The following is a 17902-nucleotide window of genomic DNA, read 5'->3' on the forward strand; positions in this document are numbered from 1 at the left end:
TTTTTATCTAAATTTCTTTATTTTTTAATCAAAAACTTTGTCTAAAACTTTTTGTTGTCTCTTTTTAAAACGTGCGCTAGATCCAGCTGCCGGAACCGCATGATATTCTCTAGATGCAACTTCTAATCTTAACTTCGGAAAACGCTCTAACATATAACTCCAAGCTCCCATATTCTTTGGTTCTTCTTGTGCCCAAACAAAACGTTCTGCGGTTGGATATGCGGCTATTACACTTTCTAATTGTTTTTCATTCAACGGGAATAATTGTTCAATTCTTACCAAAGCAATATCGTTTCTTTCTAACTTTTCGCGTTCTTCTATTAGATCATAATAGAATTTACCCATACAAAATACAACTTTTTTAACTTTTGATTTATCAACCAAATGATCATCTATTACTTCTTGGAAAGTTCCGTTTGCTAATTCTTCAATAGGATTAACAGCTTTTGGGTGACGTAATAAACTTTTAGGTGTAAAAACAATTAAAGGTTTTCTGTAGTTGCGTTTCATTTGTCTGCGTAAAATATGATACATGTTTGCAGGCGTTGTACAATTTGCAACAGTCATATTATCGATTGCGCATAATTGTAAATAGCGCTCTATTCTTGCAGAAGAATGTTCAGAACCTTGTCCTTCATATCCGTGTGGTAATAAGATTACAATTCCGTTCTGTAATTTCCATTTATCTTCAGATGCAGAAATATATTGATCAAACATAATTTGCGCTCCGTTAGAGAAATCACCAAATTGTGCTTCCCAAATTGTCAAACAATTCGGAAAGGCCATTGCGTACCCATAATCAAATCCTAAAACACCATATTCTGATAAGTGAGAATTGTAAATGGTCATATTTCCTTTATTCTCAGAATTGGTATTTAGTAAGTTGATTCTTTCTTCGGTAACTTCATCTCTTAAAATTGCATGTCTGTGCGAAAAAGTTCCACGTTCTACATCTTGTCCAGAAATACGTACGTTAAATCCTTCTTCTAATAAAGAACCATACGCAAGCGTTTCTGCCATTCCCCAATCTAATTCATTAGATTCGAAAACCATTTTTTCTCTTCCTTTTAAAATACGTTCAGCTTTTCTAACAAACTTTACAGTTCCAGGAACTGTAGAAACTACTTTTGCAATATTTTTTAATTTTTCTACAGAATAGCTTGTGTCAATAGGAGTTAACATTGCTTCTTTTCCTTGACGTTCAAAACCTTTCCATGTGGTTTTCATGAATTCTCTTACCTTAGATGATGTGTCTTGTTTGGCTTTTTCAAATTCAGCTTCTAACATAGACTTAAATTCATCTGTAATTTGTGTTAAATATTCACTTGTAACAGTTCCTTCATTAAGCAATTGGTTCGCATAAAGTTCTTTTAAATTTTTATGTTTTGCAATTGCTTTGTATAAGTTTGGTTGTGTAAAACGAGGTTCATCACCTTCGTTGTGACCATATTTTCGATATCCTAGAAGATCTATAAAAACATCTTTTTTGAATTTCATTCTGTATTCAATAGCAATTTCCATAGCATGGCAAACTGCTTCAACATCATCTGAATTTACATGTAAAACTGGAGATAATGTAACTTTTGCTATATCTGTACAATAAGTGCTTGATCTTGCGTCTAAATAATTTGTTGTAAAACCAACTTGGTTGTTAACTACTACATGGACTGTACCACCAGTTTTATAACCGCTTAACTGTGCCATTTGTACTATTTCATAGACAATTCCTTGACCAGCAATAGCTGCATCACCATGAATAACAATTGGCAATATTTTTGAGTTGTCTCCTTTATATTTTTTATCAATTTTAGCACGAACAATTCCTTCGGTAACAGCACCAACAGTTTCTAAATGCGAAGGGTTTGGTACTAAATTCATTTTAATACTTTGCCCGTTTTTATAAGTTTTACTGAGTGTTAAACCTAAATGATACTTAACATCACCATCTAAATCTTCATCTTCAAAATCTTTGCCTTCAAACTCGTTGAATAGTTCTCTAACAGGTTTTTTAAAAATATTTACAAGTGTACTTAACCGTCCACGATGAGCCATTCCAAGAACACATTCTTTTACTCCGAAATTTTCTGCAGCTGATCTAAGTAAAACACTTAAACCGGGTATTAATGCTTCTCCGCCTTCTAAAGAAAAACGTTTTTGACCTACATATTTAGTCTGTAAAAAATTTTCGAAACCAACAGCTTGATTTACTTTTTGTAAAATGTACTTTTTAGCATCTACATTGTAATTAGGTAAGTTGTTATTTTTGTGTAATCGATCTTGCCACCATTTCAATTCTTCAGGATTTCTTAGATACATATACTCAACACCAATAGAATTGCAATACACATTTTCTAAATGTTCAATAATTTGTGTTAGAGTTTTTGCTCCGATACCTAAAACATCACTTGCGTTAAAAACTGTATTTAAATCGTTTTGCGATAATCCAAAGTTTTCAATTGCTAAAGTTGGAGCGTATTTTCTTCTATCTCTAACCGGATTTGTTTTGGTAAATAAATGCCCACGAGTTCTATAACCGTTTATTAAATCGATTACTAAAAATTCTTTTTTAACATCTTCAGGAACTTCTACGTAAAATTCATCATCATCTGTTAATGAGTAATTTTCATTAGCCAAATCATAACCTTGAAAAAAACTCCTCCAACTTGGTTCAACAGCATCTGGATTTATTAAATATTGATCATATAAATCTCCTATAAAACCTGTGTGTGCTGCGTTTAAGAACGAAAACTTGTCCATATATTTATTTAATACTTTTGGTATAATAAAATAACTGACACAAAAATACAACTTTTGCTAAAAATGAGCTTTCTTTTTTTAATTTATTGAATGAATATTTCTTTCTTTTTTCTTGAAAAAAATTTGGCGGTTTTTTAAAAAGATTTATATTTGCACTCGCAAAACTTTTAGTCTTGCAAACTCCTCCTTAGCTCAGTTGGTTAGAGCATCTGACTGTTAATCAGAGGGTCCTAGGTTCGAGCCCTAGAGGAGGAGCAAAAAAGCCTTAACTAAATGTTAAGGCTTTTTTATTTATATGTGCTAAAAATCAAATAGTTATCTGTCTATCTATTTGTTGATCCAGTGAAATAAAGGTTTCAGTTCTAGCAACTCCTTTTATTTTTTGAATATCTTGATTTAACAAATGCATTAAATCTTCATTATTTTTACATAATATTTTAATAAAAATAGCATAATTACCTGTTGTGTAATGACTTTCTACTATTTCTGGTATTTCTTCTAATTTTTTGATGGCAGATGAGTACATACTAGCCGAATCTAAGAAAACACCTACAAAAGCAGTAGTTGTATAGCCTAGTGCTTTGGGGTTTAGTATCATTTTAGAACCTGCTATTAACTTAGAAGATTCAAGTTTTTTTAATCTTTGATGAATAGCAGCACCAGAAATTCCAACTTCTTTAGCAATAGTTAAAATAGGTGTTCGAGCATCATTAACTAGGTTTTTTATGATGATTTTATCAATACCATCGATTTTTACTTTATTAATCATAGCTTAAGGATGTATTTAGTTGATTTTATTATGTGTAAATATAAAAAAAATTAGGATATATAACTATATCCTAACTTTTTATTTAACTATTAAACTAAATACTTGATTTACAGTTTCATTTCGAAATTTTCCATGAATTTTGTAGTGTAATTTCCTGAAATATAGTCTGGATGCACCATTAATTGTCTATGAAATGGAATGGTTGTTTTTACACCTTCAATTACAAATTCATCTAAAGCTCTTTTCATTTTATTAATAGCTTCTTCTCTTGTTTGAGCAGTTACAATTAATTTAGCAATCATAGAATCGTAGTTTGGCGGAATAGAATATCCTGCGTAAACATGTGTGTCGATTCTAACTCCGTGCCCTCCAGGTGCATGAAAAGTTGTAATTTTTCCTGGCGCTGGTCTAAAGTTGTTGTATGGGTCTTCAGCATTTATTCTACATTCAATAGAGTGCATTTTTGGAAGATAATTTTTACCAGAAACAGGAACTCCTGCTGCAACTAGAATTTGTTCACGAATTAAATCGAAATCAATAACTTGTTCTGTAATTGGATGTTCTACTTGAATACGCGTATTCATTTCCATAAAGTAGAAATTTCTGTGCTTATCAACTAAAAACTCAACAGTACCAGCACCTTCGTATTTTATATATTCCGAGGCTTTAACTGCAGCATCACCCATAGCTAAACGCAATTCGTCTGTCATAAATGGAGAAGGAGTTTCTTCAGTTAACTTTTGATGACGACGTTGCACAGAACAATCTCTTTCTGATAAATGACAAGCTTTTCCGTATGAATCTCCAACAATCTGAATCTCGATATGTCTTGGTTCTTCAATTAATTTTTCTAAATACATTCCGTCATTACCAAAAGCAGCTTTTGCTTCTTGTCTTGCAGAATCCCAAGCATCTTGTAAATCTTCATCTTTCCAAACGGCACGCATTCCTTTTCCACCACCACCAGCAGTAGCTTTTAGCATTACAGGAAAACCAAATTCATGAGCTAATTTTTCACATTCATCAAAATCTTCGATAATTCCTTCAGAACCCGGAATACATGGAACACCAGCTGCAATCATTGTTGCTTTTGCCGATGCTTTATCACCCATCTTATCAATCATTTCTCCAGTTGCGCCAATGAATTTTATTCCATGTTCTGCACATAAGTTTGAAAATTTAGCATTTTCAGCTAAAAAACCATATCCTGGATGAATTGCATCTGCATTTGTAATTTCTGCTGCTGCAATTATATTTGACATTTTTAAGTAAGATTCGTTACTTGGCGGAGGTCCAATACAAACAGCTTCGTCTGCAAACTTTACATGTAAACTTTCTGAGTCTGCAGTAGAATAAACTGCTACAGTTTTGATTCCCATCTCTTTACAAGTTCTAATTACACGTAGTGCAATTTCACCTCTATTTGCTATTAATACTTTTTTAAACATATTTTATGTATTAGTAATAATGTTCAATTAAAATTGAATTGTAAAGACAATCAATTCAATCGATATTAAATTATGATGGATCTACTAAAAATAATGGTTGATCAAATTCTACCGGAGAAGAATCATCAACTAATACTTTAACGATTTTTCCTGAAATTTCAGATTCAATTTCGTTAAATAATTTCATGGCTTCAATAACACAAACTGTATCACCTGCATTAATTGTGTCACCAACTTCTGCAAAATTTGGTTTTTCTGGAGAAGGTTTTCTATAAAAAGTTCCTATAATTGGAGACTTAATTGTTACATAATTTGAATTTTCTTCAGTAGTTGCAGCTGGTTTAGGTGTTTCTGTAATTGTAGGTGCGGCAACTTGAGTTGGCATTTGCGCCACTGGATTAGCTTGTACAATAGTTGTTTCTGTTTTTTCAGAACCAGTTTTTATGGTGATTTTTATATCTTCCATTTCTAACTTTACTTCACTTGCACCAGATTTTGCTACAAATTTAATAAGATTTTGAATCTCTTTAATATCCATGTTCTTAAATTTTAGTTATTTGATTTTATGCGTTATAAGCCCATTTTAAGTAGATAGCTCCCCAAGTGAAACCACCACCAAATGCGGCAAAAATTATATTATCTCCTTTTTTTAATTGACTTTCATAATCGGCTAATAATAAAGGTAAGGTTCCTGAAGTTGTATTTCCGTATTTGTGAATATTTACCATTACTTTATCACTTTCTAAGCCAACTCTATTCGCGGTAGCTTCAATAATTCTATTGTTTGCTTGATGCGGTGCCAACCATTGAATGTCGTCTTTTACTAAGTTATTTCTAGTTAACATTTTTTCTGCAACATCTGCCATATTAGAAACTGCAAATTTAAATACAGTTCTACCTTCTTGATGCACAGAATGTTGTTTGTTTTTTAAGGTTTCTTCAGATGTTGGTAATATAGAACCACCAGCATCAATTTTTAGAAACTCTCTTCCATTTCCATCACTTCTAAGATATTCATCTTGTAAGCCAAGTCCTTCATTATTTGGTTCAAATAAAACTGCTCCAGCACCGTCACCAAAAATAATACATGTTGCTCTATCTGTATAATCAATAATTGAAGACATTTTATCTGCTCCAATAAGTAATACACTTTTATATCTGCCAGATTCAATATAACTAGCTGCTGTAGACATTCCGTATAAAAAACTAGAACACGCAGCCTGCAAATCGTAAGAGAAAGCGTTTGTTGCGCCAATTTTTGTTGCTACAAAAGCAGCTGTAGATGCTACTGGTAAATCTGGAGTAGCTGTTGCTACAATAACCAAATCTATATCTAACGGATTCTTATTGGATTTTTTTAGTAGGTTTTCTGCGGCTTTAATTGCCATATAAGAAGTTCCTTTTCCTTCTTCTTTTAGTATTCTTCGTTCTTTAATACCAGTTCTTGATGTTATCCATTCATCGTTGGTATCTACCATTGTTTCTAACTCTTTGTTGGTTAGAATATAGTCAGGAACATACTTTCCTACTGCTGTAATTGCTGCAGTTATTTTTGTCATATTTTACCTTAATTATTTAGAAGGAAACTTTAAATGCATTATTCAAAGAAATGAAAATTATTTTACATTTTTATGTAAAAAGCATCAAAAAGCATTTGAATTTAGTTAAAAAACAAAAAAAACTCTCAAAAATAGAGAGTTTTGTGTGTTTTATGGTTGGTCTATTATGCTTCTGCAACTGCAGATTCTAATACAATTTGACCTCTGTAGTATAATTTACCTTCGTGCCAGTGAGCTCTGTGATATAAATGAGATTCGCCAGTTGTAGGATCTACGGCAATTTGAGGAACACTAGCTTTGTAATGAGTTCTTCTCTTGTCTCTTCTAGTTTTCGATATTTTTCTCTTTGGATGTGCCATTTTATGTCTTTTTTTCTGTTATTAAACTTTTTAATTTATCCCATCTTGGGTCTACATCTTCTGTAGTTTTTACTTCTTTTACTCTTAATTTTTCTAACTTCTTTAGTGCTTCTGATTCCATTGAGCCATCTAAAACTTTTGGATGAACTCTTTTTGTTGGTACTGATAATACAATCATTTCATAGATGTATTGTGCAACATTTAATTGAAATTCTGAATAGGGAAGAATTAATATTTCTTCATTATCATCATTATATTCTTCTCCAAATTTTACAATTAACTTTAATTCGGTTTCAATTTCTTGATCAAAAGGTTCACCACTAACATCACAAGTTACATTAATGGTGCCTTGTGCATTAAACGATAAGTTTAACAATGTGTTTTTCTTATCTAGTGTTAAAGCGACATCAATATTGGCATCAAAAAATTCGTCAAAATTAAAAGCGTCAAAGAACGTTTTTCCAATTTGATATTCAAACAAATGACTTTCTTCTTTTAATCCTACGTATTGGATATTAAATTGTTTTAAGTCTTTCATCTACAAAATCAATTTGAGCGTGCAAAGATATAAAAAATTGTTTTATTAAATAAAGAATCTTTAAAAAAGAAATTTATCTTATTTGTTTCACTTCAAGTACGTTAAGAGTTAAGTTATTGTACTCTTTTCTTTTTCTGTAAATTTCGATTGCCGTAAAAAGTGCTTCTTTAAATGACGTGTTATTTGCTTCGTTTTTTCCAGCGATTTCAAATGCTGTTCCGTGATCTGGCGAAGTTCTTATTTTTGATAAACCCGCAGTATAGTTTACTCCGTTGCCAAAAGACAATGCTTTAAAAGGCGCTAAACCTTGGTCGTGATACATTGCTAATACACCATCAAACTGTTTGTATGTGTTAGAGCCAAAGAATCCATCTGCAGCATAAGGTCCAAAAACTAATTTACCAGATTCTTTTATCTCGTTAATTGTTGGTTTTATAATTTCATCATCTTCTTTGCCAATAACACCTTTATCTCCACAATGTGGATTTAATCCAAGAACTGCAATTTTTGGTTTGTTAATTCCAAAATCTTTTACCAAAGTAGCGTGCATAATTTCTACTTTCTTTTTTATTAGTTCTGGTGTAATTGTTTCAGAAATTTTAGAAATAGGAATATGACCAGTAATTAAACCGACTCTTAAATTGTCAGAAATTAAAATCATTAAACTATCGCCATCTAATTCGTTTTCTAAATATTCTGTATGACCAGGAAAATTAAAACTATCTGATTGTATATTTTCTTTGTTAATAGGGGCCGTTAATAAAACATCAACTGTGTTTTCCTTTAAATGTTTTACTGCAGATTCTAACGATTTAAAAGCATATTCTCCAGAAATTTTTGTGGCAGTTCCTATTTCAAACGGAACTTCTTCTTTCCAAATATTTAATAAATTAACTTTATTATTTGTTATTTGCTTTATGGATGTAATGCCGTGTATTTGTGTATCAGAATTTAATAGTTTCTTGTGATACGAAATACTTTTTGTTGACCCAAAAATAACTGGAGTACAAAAATCTAGCATTCTTTTATCCTCAAAAGTTTTTAAAATGATTTCAATTCCAATACCATTTAAATCTCCAATTGATATTCCAACAACTATTTTTTCTAATTTATCCATCATTTATGATTCAATATTATTAGTTTTGATTCGTGCAAAAATAACGAATTAAAATTTAGAATCTATGTTTACTGGAATTATTGAAAGCTTAGGAGAAGTAAAGCAAATCGTTAAAGAAAAAGACAATTTACATCTAACAGTAAAGAGTAATTTTACGAATGAATTAAAAGTAGATCAAAGCGTTGCGCACAACGGTGTTTGTTTAACGGTTGTTGCAATAGATAATGATGAATATACAGTAACGGCAATTAAAGAAACAATTGATAAAACTGCAATTGGCAATTTAGTTGTAGGCGAAAAAGTAAATCTAGAAAGAGCAATGAAACTAGGAGATCGATTAGATGGTCATATTGTGCAAGGTCATGTTGATGAAACTGGAGTATGCTCAACTATTTTAGAACAAAACGGAAGTACTGTTTTTACGTTTAGGTATAGTTCAAAAAGTAATAATTTAACCATAGAAAAAGGCTCAATAACGATAAACGGAGTTAGTTTAACCGTTGTGAACTCTAATGATTTTGAATTTAGTGTAGCCATAATTCCTTTTACAAAAGAACACACAACTTTTAATTATTTAAAAATAGGAGACAAAGTAAACTTAGAATTTGATGTACTTGGAAAATATGTTGTTAAGTTGAATGCTTTAAAAAACTAGTTTTTCTTTAGTTTTTTAACACCTAATAGTATTCCAGAAATAAGTAAAAATAAAACACCTCCATCAATTGGTAAACCTGGTGGTGGTGGTGGTGGTATTGGTGGTGGAACCATTTGTCCAAAAGTAAAAGTTGTACATAATACAACAAGAATGAACAATATTTTAGTTTTATATTTCACTTTTAAAATTTATTGAGATTATAAATAGTGATAAAAAATCAACACTTATACTCCCAAATATAGGGATTAAATTTAAATAAAATAGTGGACCCACCAGGGCTCGAACCTGGGACCCTCTGATTATGAGTCAGATGCTCTAACCAACTGAGCTATGGGTCCTACTAAAGTTTGGCAAAATTACTATCTTTTTTGAATTACACCAAACTAAAAATATGTTTTCTTTATACGCTGCGTGTCATTAACGCTTTTCCAAATTCTAACAATCCGTTTTTAGCATCATAAGAAATATTAATATCATCTAAAACAGCAAAAGCTTTTTGGCTATAATCATTTATTTGTGCTTTCATATAATTTGGTATCTGATATTTATCAAATACTTTTTTAACCAATGCTATTTTATCATTATTATCATCTAATTTAGATTGATAGAACTTATTTAACATGCTTTTATCTTCTAATGAAGCTAATTCTAAAGCTTTTAAATACAAATAAGTTTTTTTATTTTCAATAATATCTCCACCAACTTGTTTTCCAAAAGTTTCAGGATTACCATAAGTATCTAAATAATCGTCTTGTAATTGAAATGCGATTCCTAAGTTTAATCCAAAATCATATAAAATATCGGCGTCTTTTTCATTCGACTCACAAACAATTGCGCCCATTTTTAAAGCTGCACCAATTAAAACAGAAGTTTTTAAAGAAATCATTTTAATATATTCTTCAATAGAAACATCATTTCTTGTTTCAAAATCTACATCTAATTGTTGTCCGTCACAAACTTCAAGAGCAGTTTTACTAAATAGTTTTGCTAATTTTTGAAAAATATCAGCAGGATAATTCTCAAAATATTGATATGCTAAAATTAACATGGCATCTCCAGATAAAATTCCGGTATTGATATTCCATTTTTCGTGAACGGTTTCTTTTCCTCTTCTCAACGGAGCATCGTCCATAATATCGTCATGAACTAAAGTGAAATTATGAAACATTTCAACTGCATAAGCAGCCGGAAGTGCTTTTTTATACTCATCAGAAAACAAACTAGCCGCCATTAATGTTAGAACTGGGCGAATTTTTTTTCCGCCTAAACTTAAAATATAACGGATTGGTTCGTAGAGGTTTTTTGGCTCTCTAGTTAAGTTCTGAGCATCTTTATAAGCAAAAAACTCTTGCTGAAATTTTGATAAATCCAAAGTAATAATTTTAGAAAACAAATGTAACAAAGATTTTACATTGTAGCCTCTAATGTTAAAAGTTTTAAAAAACTTTGGAAACTTTTATTGTTTTTCTAGTTTCCTAATGTATATTTGCACTCGATTATGAAAGATAAAATATTACATAAAGCAACTGAGATGTTTTTAAATCTAGGGTTTAAAAGCGTTACAATGGATGATATTGCTAATGAATTAGGAGTTTCTAAAAAAACAATTTACACTCATTTTAGCAATAAAACAGATTTGATAAAAGAAGCAACAGATTCTGTTTTTGAGATTATTTGTGCAGGAATTGATGTTATTTGTAGTAAAGAAGAAAACCCGATAGACGAATTGTATGAAATAAAACGTTTTTCTATGGAATATTTAAAAAACGAAAAATCATCTCCACAGCATCAATTACAAAAATACTATCCAAAAATTTATGCATCGCTAAAAAGCAAACAATTTGACGTAATGCAAGATTGTGTTTTAGAGAACTTAAGAAGAGGTGTTGCACTAGGTTTTTATAGAGATACAATAGATTTAGGTTTTATTTCGAGAATTTATTTTCACGGAATGATTGGCTTAAAAGACATTGAGTTGTTTCCGTTAAAACAATTTTCGTTAAATAAAATCATGAGTTTTTATTTAGAATATCATTTAAGAGGAATTTGTACAGAAAAAGGAATTAATAAATTAGAAGAAATTATAATCAACAATCAATCAGAAAAAAATGCAAAATAAATTAATACTATTACTTAGTTTATGCTTTATTGCTTTAGGTTTCTCGCAAGAAAAAACAAAAGGTTTTTCTTTAAAAGAAGCTGTAGATTTTGCAATAAAAAACAACTATAATGCAAAAACAGCACAAAATAATGTGTTGGCAGCAAAAGAAAAACAATGGGAAACTACTACAATAGGTTTACCAAAAATTAGTGCAAAAGTAGATTACCAAAACTGGTTAAAACAACAAATTTCTTTATTACCAGCAGAAATTACTGGCGGTCCTGCAGGAACTTTTGTTCCAGTAACCTTTGGTACAAAGCAAAATATTAATGCAGCAATTACATTAAATCAATTAATTTTTGATGGATCGTATATTGTTGGTTTACAATCTGCAAAAACGTATTTAAACATTTCTAAACAAGCAAAAGAAAAAACAGAATTAAGTATTAGAGAAGCTGTAATTAATGCTTACGGAAATGTATTGATTGCAGAAAAAAGTATCGAAATTCTAAAAAGAAATTTAAAAACGTTAGAAAAAACACTTTCAGATACTCAGAAAATTTATAAAAACGGATTGACAGAAGAAGAAGATGTTGAGCAATTACAAATTACATTAACAACAGTAAAAAGTCAGTTAAACAAAACCATTAGATTAAGAAATATTGGCTATAAAATGTTAAATATTTCTATGGGAAATTTAATTGATGAAGAAATTGTTTTAACCGACAATTTAGACTCATTAATTTTAGGTAATATTGATTTAAATCTATTAGCTAAAAACTTTAATGTTGCAAATCATATAGATTATAAAATTGCAGAAAACACAAAAGAAGGAAATAGGTTATTGGTGTTGTTAGAAAAATCGAAAGCATTACCTTCTTTAAGTGCTTTTGTAAATTATGGTTATGCAGGAAATTCAAATTCGTTTGATTTTTTAAACAGAAATCAAAAATGGTACAATTCTTCTTTATTAGGAGTTAGTTTAAATATTCCAATTTTTAGCAGTTTTGAAAGAAGATCAAAAACTAGACAAGCTAAATTTGAATACGATAATGCAGATATTCAATTATTAGAACTCAAAGAACAACTAAACTTGCAAGCAGCTGCAGCAAAAAGCGATTATAAGTTTAGTATTGAACAATATCAAGCTGCGAAACAAAATTTAGAATTAGCAGAAAGAATAGAAAGAAAACAACAAGTAAAATTCTTTGAAGGTGTTTCTACAAGTTTCGATTTATCGCAAGCTCAAAATCAATTATATACACAACAACAAAACTATGTGCAATCAATGCTAGATGTAATTGCTAAAAAAGCAGCATTAGAAAACGCATTAAATATCCCATTAAAATAATCAATCAGGCATGAAAACAATTTATACAGTATTAATAGCAACCGTTCTTTTTATTTCTTGTGGAGAAAAAAAAGAACCAACAATAGATGAAATAATTGCAACCAATGATATTTCAAAAATTAAAGCAAAAAAAGCAGAATTAGAAACAGTTCAGCAAGGTTTTTCTGAGCAATTAATAAAGCTTAACAATAAAATTGATGCTTTAGATACCAATAAAAGAGTTCCTTTAATTACAACATTTAAAGCTAAAGAAGAGGTTTTTACACATTATGTAGAATTGCAAGGAAATGTAGAAACAAAACAGAATTTATTGATTTACCCTGAAATACCAGGAATCTTAGAAACTGTGTATGTTAAAAATGGACAAAGTGTTAAACAAGGACAAATTTTAGCAAAAATAAAAGATGGCGGAATGAGTCAACAATTAGCACAATTAGAAACTCAAGTAGCATTAGCAAAAACGGTTTTTGAACGTCAACAAAGATTATGGGATCAAAAAATAGGATCTGAGATGCAGTTTTTACAATCGAAGACAAATTATTTAGCACAGCAAAAAACGGTAGAACAATTAAAGGCTCAAATTGAAAAAACAACTATTACATCGCCATTTGATGGAATTGTAGATATTGTTTTTAAAGAAGAAGGCACTGTTGTTGCTCCAGGACCAGGATCAGAAATATTTAGAATTATAAACTTAAGTAATATGTATATTTCTACAGAAGTTCCAGAAAAATACATTAATAGTATTACAAAAAATAAAAAGGTTAAAGTAGAGTTTCCAGTTTTAGGAGAAACTGTAACTAGCGCTATTAGACAAGTTGGTAGTTTTATAAACCCAAACAATAGATCTTTTAAAATAGAAGTTCCGGTAGCAAACAAAAACGGTAATATTAAACCTAATTTAACAGCAAAACTTCAAATTAATGATTATACAAACCCTAGAGCAATCTTAATTCCACAAAGTATTATTTCAGAAAATGCACAAGGAGAACAATTTATTTATGTTGTAAAAAGCAAAAATGAAAATAAAGAGGGCGTTGCTCATAGAATAATTATTAAAACAGGTAAAACACAAGGAGATATTATAGAAGTTATAGCAAATGTTAAAGCCGGTACAGAAATAGTTAAAGAAGGCGCTCGTAGTGTAAATAACGGACAAACCGTAAAAGTTATCAATCAGTAAAAAATAAATGATGACAAAACAAAAAAAACAAGTAGATAAAGAGTTTAAATTATCATCTTGGGCAATTCATAATAAAACAACCATTTACGTAATAATGGCAGTCTTGTTTTTCTATGGTATTTCTGCCTATTTTTCTATGGCAAGAGAGAGTTTTCCAGAGGTAAAAGAAACTAAAATATATATAAGTACAATTTTTCCTGGAAACACAGCAGAAGATATTGAAAAGCTAATTACAGACCCGCTAGAAGATAAATTAAAAACGGTAAGTAATGTTGTAGAGGTTACATCAACTTCTCAAGAAGACTACTCAATGGTAGTTGTAGAATTTGATGAGAACATTACTGTAGATCAAGCGAAACAAAAGGTAAAAGACGAAATTGCTACAGAAACTTCTAGTGAAGATTGGCCAACTTTTAACGGTGCTAAAATAGAACCAAATGTTTTTGAATTGAGCATGTCTGAAGAAATGCCAATCTTAAATATTAATATTTCAGGAGATTACCCGGTTTATAAATTAAAAGAGTTTGCAGAATATTTACAAGACGAAATTGAAGATTTACCTGAAATTAAAAAAGCGGATATTCGAGGAGCACAAGACAAAGAAGTCGAAGTTGCGGTAGATGTGTATAAAATGATGGCCGCCAAAGTCAGTTTTAATGATATTACAAGCGCAATTAGTAACGGAAATGTAACGATGTCTGCTGGTAATTTTATTACAAGCGGTCAAAGAAGAACAATCAGAATTATTGGAGAAATTGATGCTCCGTCAGATTTAGGAAACTTTGTAATTAAATCTGAATTTAACAATCCAATTTATTTAAAAGATGTAGCAACAATTTCTTTTAAAGACAAAGACAAAACTACTTATGCAAGAGAAAGAGGTGCAGATGTTGTGATGTTAGATGTTAAAAAACGTGCTGGAAAAAACATGGTTGCGGCAGCAGAAAAAATTCGAGTAATTGTTGATAATGCCACCGAAAATTATTTTCCAAAAGATTTAAAAATTACCATAACAAACGATCAATCTTCAAAGACAATTGGACAAGTTGATGATTTAGTAAACAACATTATTTTCGGAGTAATTTTAGTAGTAACCGTTTTAATGTTTTTCTTAGGATTTAAGAATGCAGTATTTGTTGGATTTGCAATTCCGATGTCGATGTTTATGTCTTTAATGATTTTAAATTTATTGGGATATACAATGAATACCATGATTCTTTTCGGATTAATTATGGGACTCGGAATGTTGGTTGATAACGGAATTGTAGTGGTAGAAAACGTATATCGTTTAATGGATAAAGAAGGAATGAGCAGAGTAGAAGCTGCAAAAAAAGGAATTGGAGAAATTGCTTTTCCAATTATCATTTCTACAGCAACAACCGTTGCAGCATTTATTCCGTTAGGTCTATGGCCTGGTATTATGGGAGATTTTATGATTCTTTTACCAATAACACTATCAACAGTTTTAGGATCATCATTATTTGTAGCTATTTTCTTTAACTCAGTATTGGTTTCACAGTTTATGACTGTAGAAGATGTTGATATGCCTATGAAAAAAATTATTATCACAACAAGTATTATGGTAATAATAGGAATTTTAGTTTTAATTACTGGAGGCGACTATAGCTCTTTAGGGACGTTAATGATTTTTACAGCAATTATGTTGTGGATTTATAGGTTGTTTTTAAGAGGTTGGGCTAATAGTTTTCAAACAAAAGTGTTGCCAAAATTAGAGTCTTGGTATGAAAGACGTTTAGTAAGTGCTTTAACTGGTTGGCGTCCATATGGATTAGTAATAGGAACATTTATATTATTATTTGCTGCTTTTGCAACATTTGGGTGGTCTTTAGGTGCTCAAAGAACAAAAGTTGAATTCTTTCCAGATAATAAACCTAATCAGATTATAGTATATATTGAATATCCAGAAGGAACAGATATTGAAAAAACAAATACAATAACAAAGCAGATTGAAGAAAAAGTAGCTAGTGTTTTATACAGCGATACTTATATGGATGGCGATTATAACTTTATGATAGAAAGTGTTGTTTCTCAAGTTGGTGAAGGAGCAGGTAATCCTCAAACAGATATGGGATCTGCTGCAGAAATGCCACACAAAGGAAAAATAACTGCTTCTATGCGTGAATATAAGTTTAGAAGAGGTTTAGATAGTGAATTGTTACGTCAAAAGGTACAAACCGCTTTGGTTGGTATTTATCCTGGAGTATTAATTTCAGTTGAAAAAGATGCAAACGGGCCACCAGTAGGTTCTCCAATAAATATAGAAATTGAAGGAGACGATTATGCTGAGTTGATTCATACAGCTCAAAGAATGCGCGATTTTATCAATACAAAAAGTATTTCGGGAATTGATGAATTAAAAATTGATGTAAACAGAGATAAACCAGGAATGCAAGTGCTAGTTGATAGGAAAAAAGCTGGAGAATTAGGTGTTACAACTGGTCAAGTTGGACAACAACTAAGAGCATCAATTTTTGGAAACAAAGCAGGAATTTATAAAGAAAGTGGCGAAGATTATGATATTTATGTTCGTTTTAATAAAGAAGACAGATATAATAAAAGTGCAGTTTTTAATCAGAATATTATCTTTAGAGACATGGCTTCTGGTAAAGTAAAAGAGATTCCGGTTTCTGCAGTTGCAACACAAAGTAATAACTCAGGTTTTAGCGCCATCAAACACAAGTCTGTAAAAAGAGTTGTAACAGTTTACTCTGCATTAGCACCAGGAGAAACAGATGCAAGTGCAGTTGTTCGTAAAATTCAAGAAGAAATGAAGAGTTTCAAAGATTTACCGAATGGAATTAAGATTGATTACACAGGTCAGATTGAAGAACAAAACAAGCAAATGAACTTTTTGGTTGGCGCATTCTTTACAGGTTTAGGGTTAATTTTCTTTATTTTAATTTTCCAATTTAACTCTGTTTCAAAACCAGGAATTATTATGCTGGCAATCTTTTTAAGCTTTATAGGAGTTTTTGGAGGCTTGGTAATTTCAGGAGCATCTTTTGTAATTATGATGACAATGATGGGTATTATATCACTTGCAGGAATTGTTGTAAATAATGGGGTTGTATTGTTAGATTATGCGCAATTATTAATCGATAGAAAGAAAGAGGAACTAGGCTTAGATGAAAATGAGTATTTAGATAGAGAAAATCTTTTTGAAAGTATTGTAAAAGCTGGTAGAGCTCGTTTAAGACCAGTTTTATTAACAGCAATTACAACTATTTTAGGGTTAATTCCACTAGCAATAGGCTTAAATATAAACTTTTTTACATTGGCAAGTGAGCTAAATGCACATATTTATGTAGGAGGAGACAATGTTGTATTTTGGGGGCCATTAGCTTGGACAGTTATTTACGGTCTTTTAATTGCAACATTTTTAACATTAATAGTAGTGCCAATTCTATTTTACTTAATCACAAGATTTAAAATGTGGTTACGTTTAAAAATAGCATAATAATTATTTTTAATAGTTTAGAAAGGCTGAGGAAAATCCCTCAGCCTTTTTTTATTTTTAGCAATTATAAATTATTTATTTTTGAAAAGAAAAACATCAGTTTTTATGGATGAACAAAAATATTTTTCAATTGAAGAGGTTAAAAGGAAACTAGAAAGATATTGTGTCTATCAAGATCGTTGTCATAAAGAAATTGAGACAAAATTAAGAGAGTTCATTTTAATTGAAGAAGCAAAAAATCAAATAATTTTACATTTGATGGAACATGATTTTTTAAATGAGGAACGCTTTTGTAAAAGCTTTGCTAGAGGAAAATTCAACATTAAAAGTTGGGGAAAACAAAGAATAATTAGAGAGTTAAAATTTAGAGATATTTCTGAGTATAATATAAAAACCGCACTTAAAGAAATAGATGAAGGTGAATATTTAGAAACCATCAATAGAATAGCTCTTAAACGAAACTCAATATTAAAAGAAACAGATTTTTATAAAAGGAAAAAGAAATTAACAGATTACCTTATAAGAAAAGGGTTTGAATTTGATCTTATTTTTTCAACTGTAAAAAATGTATTAGAAAAAAAATAGCC

General features: G+C 30.4%; 16 protein-coding genes and 2 tRNA genes. 7 read left to right on the forward strand and 11 right to left on the reverse strand.

Features of this window, described 5'->3' with window-relative positions; all coding sequences use genetic code 11:
- Positions 1–24 precede the first annotated feature (24 nt).
- Complete coding sequence (locus ABDX67_RS02750; protein ID WP_347173385.1) at positions 25–2757, reverse strand: 2-oxoglutarate dehydrogenase E1 component; 2733 nt, start codon at positions 2755–2757, stop codon at positions 25–27.
- Between the two features lie 181 nt (positions 2758–2938).
- Here ABDX67_RS02750 and ABDX67_RS02755 point away from each other — a divergent pair.
- A tRNA-Asn gene (locus tag ABDX67_RS02755) sits at positions 2939–3012 on the forward strand.
- Positions 3013–3064: 52 nt separating this feature from the next.
- Here the strand turns inward: ABDX67_RS02755 and ABDX67_RS02760 are convergent.
- The 7 genes from ABDX67_RS02760 to pdxA all read right to left on the reverse strand — a co-directional run bounded on the left by ABDX67_RS02760 (position 3065) and on the right by pdxA (position 8547).
- Entirely contained in the window at positions 3065–3526 is a 462-nt protein-coding gene (locus tag ABDX67_RS02760) for an Lrp/AsnC ligand binding domain-containing protein (RefSeq protein ID WP_347173386.1), read from the reverse strand.
- Between the two features lie 107 nt (positions 3527–3633).
- Positions 3634–4974 (reverse strand): acetyl-CoA carboxylase biotin carboxylase subunit, encoded by a 1341-nt coding sequence (accC, locus tag ABDX67_RS02765; RefSeq protein WP_347173388.1) that lies wholly within the window; start codon positions 4972–4974, stop codon positions 3634–3636.
- 70 nt (positions 4975–5044) lie between these two features.
- Positions 5045–5512, reverse strand: a complete 468-nt coding sequence (accB, locus tag ABDX67_RS02770; protein WP_347173389.1) for an acetyl-CoA carboxylase biotin carboxyl carrier protein — start codon at positions 5510–5512, stop codon at positions 5045–5047.
- A gap of 25 nt (positions 5513–5537) precedes the next feature.
- Positions 5538–6533 carry a beta-ketoacyl-ACP synthase III gene (locus tag ABDX67_RS02775; protein WP_347173391.1) on the reverse strand — a complete coding sequence of 332 codons (996 nt, stop codon included), beginning with the start codon at positions 6531–6533 and terminating at the stop codon, positions 5538–5540.
- Between the two features lie 164 nt (positions 6534–6697).
- A complete protein-coding gene (gene rpmF, locus ABDX67_RS02780; RefSeq protein WP_347173393.1) occupies positions 6698–6892 on the reverse strand; it encodes a 50S ribosomal protein L32 in 195 nt (64 codons plus the stop codon).
- Position 6893: 1 nt separating this feature from the next.
- The gene (locus tag ABDX67_RS02785) at positions 6894–7430 is read right to left on the reverse strand and encodes a YceD family protein (protein WP_347173395.1); all 537 of its coding nucleotides are present in this window, start codon (positions 7428–7430) and stop codon (positions 6894–6896) included.
- A gap of 73 nt (positions 7431–7503) precedes the next feature.
- The gene (pdxA, locus tag ABDX67_RS02790; RefSeq protein WP_347173397.1) at positions 7504–8547 is read right to left on the reverse strand and encodes a 4-hydroxythreonine-4-phosphate dehydrogenase PdxA; all 1044 of its coding nucleotides are present in this window, start codon (positions 8545–8547) and stop codon (positions 7504–7506) included.
- Between the two features lie 64 nt (positions 8548–8611).
- Between pdxA and ABDX67_RS02795 the strand changes: the two genes are divergently transcribed.
- Entirely contained in the window at positions 8612–9202 is a 591-nt protein-coding gene (locus tag ABDX67_RS02795) for a riboflavin synthase (RefSeq protein WP_347173398.1), read from the forward strand.
- On the opposite strand, the gene ABDX67_RS02800 is transcribed toward ABDX67_RS02795, so the two are convergent.
- From ABDX67_RS02800 to ABDX67_RS02810, 3 genes are all read right to left on the reverse strand, one after another.
- Entirely contained in the window at positions 9199–9381 is a 183-nt protein-coding gene (locus ABDX67_RS02800) for a PID-CTERM protein-sorting domain-containing protein (protein ID WP_347173400.1), read from the reverse strand. The genes ABDX67_RS02795 and ABDX67_RS02800 overlap by 4 nt on opposite strands.
- A gap of 85 nt (positions 9382–9466) precedes the next feature.
- Positions 9467–9540: transfer RNA gene (locus ABDX67_RS02805), tRNA-Ile, on the reverse strand.
- A gap of 62 nt (positions 9541–9602) precedes the next feature.
- A complete protein-coding gene (locus ABDX67_RS02810; RefSeq protein WP_347173401.1) occupies positions 9603–10574 on the reverse strand; it encodes a polyprenyl synthetase family protein in 972 nt (323 codons plus the stop codon).
- Between the two features lie 126 nt (positions 10575–10700).
- Here ABDX67_RS02810 and ABDX67_RS02815 point away from each other — a divergent pair, with 126 nt between their 5' ends.
- The 5 genes from ABDX67_RS02815 to ABDX67_RS02835 all read left to right on the forward strand — a co-directional run bounded on the left by ABDX67_RS02815 (position 10701) and on the right by ABDX67_RS02835 (position 17900).
- Entirely contained in the window at positions 10701–11321 is a 621-nt protein-coding gene (locus ABDX67_RS02815; RefSeq protein ID WP_347173402.1) for a TetR/AcrR family transcriptional regulator, read from the forward strand.
- The gene (locus ABDX67_RS02820; protein WP_347173404.1) at positions 11311–12654 is read left to right on the forward strand and encodes a TolC family protein; all 1344 of its coding nucleotides are present in this window, start codon (positions 11311–11313) and stop codon (positions 12652–12654) included. Before ABDX67_RS02815 ends, ABDX67_RS02820 begins: the two co-directional genes overlap by 11 nt.
- 10 nt (positions 12655–12664) lie before the next feature.
- Positions 12665–13837: an efflux RND transporter periplasmic adaptor subunit gene (locus ABDX67_RS02825; protein WP_347173406.1), complete on the forward strand. Its 1173-nt coding sequence runs from the start codon at positions 12665–12667 to the stop codon at positions 13835–13837.
- Between the two features lie 10 nt (positions 13838–13847).
- The gene (locus ABDX67_RS02830) at positions 13848–17315 is read left to right on the forward strand and encodes an efflux RND transporter permease subunit (protein ID WP_347173720.1); all 3468 of its coding nucleotides are present in this window, start codon (positions 13848–13850) and stop codon (positions 17313–17315) included.
- Between the two features lie 105 nt (positions 17316–17420).
- The gene (locus tag ABDX67_RS02835; protein WP_347173721.1) at positions 17421–17900 is read left to right on the forward strand and encodes a regulatory protein RecX; all 480 of its coding nucleotides are present in this window, start codon (positions 17421–17423) and stop codon (positions 17898–17900) included.
- Positions 17901–17902 lie beyond the last annotated feature (2 nt).

Source organism: Polaribacter uvawellassae (assembly GCF_039748955.1).
GTDB lineage: Bacteria > Bacteroidota > Bacteroidia > Flavobacteriales > Flavobacteriaceae > Polaribacter > Polaribacter uvawellassae.